A 1,554-nucleotide genomic window follows, 5' to 3' on the forward strand; every position below is an offset into this window, starting at 1 on the left:
GGCGGGGGAGGGGGGGTGGGGGAAGTGGGGAAATCGCGCCTTGCCCCCGAGCGGTGGCACCCCGGGAGGCTCCGGGTCCCTCACGCCTGCAAGCTTCGCACCCCCAGCTCCCCCTCCCGCGCGGCGCGCATGGCGAGCGCGGCGGCGTGGCTTGCGGCCAGCGTCGTGAAGTAGGGGATCTTGTCGGCCAGCGTCACCGCCCGCATCGAGCGCGAATCCTCGACCGCCTGCGCCCCCTCGGTCGTGTTCAGCACGAGCTGCACGCCGCCGTCCTTGATGATGTCGACGATGGAGCGCCCGCCCTCGTAGGCCTTGTTCACCACGTCCGCGGCGAGGCCGTGCGCCTTGAGGAAGGCCGCCGTCCCCCGCGTCGCGAGGAGCGAGAGGCCGAGGTCGGTCAGGATCGTCGCCGTCTCGACGAGGATCGGCGTCTTGTCCCCGTCGCGGACCGAGATGAAGACCGTGCCCGCGTCGGGCAGGCGGGTGCCCGCGCCGAGCTGCGCCTTGAGGAAGGCGCGGGGGAAGGTGCGGTCCCAGCCCATGACCTCGCCGGTCGAGCGCATCTCGGGCCCGAGCAGCGTGTCGACACCGGGGAAGCGCGCGAAGGGCAGGACCGCCTCCTTCACCGAGTACCAGGGCGTGCGGAAATCGGCGAGCGACATGGGATCGCCCGGGATGATCGGCGTCGCGTCGTCCACGGGCTTGTGCGGCTCGGCCCGGGGGAAGGCCGAGAGCTTCTCGCCCGCCATGAGCCGCGCGGCGATGGAGGCGATCGCCGAGTCCGTGGCCTTGGCGACGAAGGGCACGGTGCGCGAGGCGCGGGGGTTCACCTCGATGAGGTAGATCTCCTCGCCCTTCACCGCGAACTGCACGTTCATCAGCCCCACGACGTTCAGCGCGCGCGCCAGCGCCTCGGTCTGTTCGATGATGCGGTCCTGCACCTCCTGCGAGAGGGTGTGCGGCGGCAGCGAGCAGGCGCTGTCGCCGGAATGGACGCCCGCCTCCTCGATGTGCTGCATGATGCCCGCGACATGCACCGCCTCGCCGTCACAGAGCGCGTCGACGTCCACCTCCGTCGCGCCGTCGAGGTAGCTGTCGAGAAGGACGGGGTTCCGCCCGGACACCACCACCGCGTCGCGGATGTAGCGGTCGAGCTGCGCGCCGTCGCGCACGATCTCCATCGCGCGCCCGCCGAGCACGTAGGAGGGCCGGATCACCAGCGGGTAGCCCAGCTTCTCGGCGGCGGCTTTGGCCTGCGCGTCGGTGGTCGCGATGGCGTTCTCGGGCTGCTTCAGCCCCAGCCGGTGGACGAGCTGCTGGAAGCGCTCGCGGTCCTCGGCGAGGTCGATGGCGTCGGGCGTCGTCCCGAGGATGGGAATCCCCGCGTCATGGAGCGCGTTGGCGAGCTTGAGCGGCGTCTGCCCGCCGAACTGCACGATCACGCCGTGGAGCGTGCCGCGCTCCTGCTCGACGCGCAGGATCTCCATGACGTGCTCGAAGGTCAGCGGCTCGAAGTAGAGCCGGTCCGAGGTGTCGTAGTCGGTCGAGACCGTC

Annotated in this window: 1 protein-coding gene; it reads right to left on the bottom strand. The window is 71.2% G+C overall.

Annotation, left to right across the window (positions count from 1 at the left end; all coding sequences use genetic code 11):
* Nucleotides 1-80 precede the first annotated feature (80 nt).
* The coding region (gene carB, locus ACTS11_RS03185) for a carbamoyl-phosphate synthase large subunit (protein ID WP_442638896.1) at nt 81-1,554 on the bottom strand (1,474 nt) is incomplete at its 5' end.

The sequence above is a fragment of the Roseicyclus sp. genome (assembly GCF_052168335.1).
In the GTDB taxonomy this organism is placed as follows: Bacteria; Pseudomonadota; Alphaproteobacteria; order Rhodobacterales; family Rhodobacteraceae; genus Roseibacterium.